1 pseudogene is annotated in these 266 nt (G+C 54.9%); it reads left to right on the forward strand.

Annotated features, from left to right (window positions below):
- Positions 1-266, forward strand: a pseudogene (locus M5J09_RS06270) (hypothetical protein); the annotation flags it as partial.

Below are 266 nucleotides of genomic sequence, written 5' to 3' on the forward strand. Positions count from 1 at the left end.
TTCTGCTGTTGCCTTTGAGCGGTTGACTTCTGTTGAGGTCAATGCTGATGGTGATGAGACTCCGGGTGTGTCTTCGGATAAGCCGAATGACATTGCTCAGCATGAGAATCCGAAGGATGAGGCTCAGACTGTTACCTCTAAGGAGACGCCTGAGTCGGGTGAGCCTACGCCGACGACTAAGACGCCTGAGTCGGGTGAGTCTACGACGACGACTAAGACGCCTGAGTCGGGTGAGTCTACGACGACGACTAAGACGCCTGAGTCGG

It is taken from the genome of Corynebacterium sp. BF-R-2 (genome assembly GCF_024586525.1).
GTDB lineage: Bacteria > Actinomycetota > Actinomycetes > Mycobacteriales > Mycobacteriaceae > Corynebacterium > Corynebacterium singulare.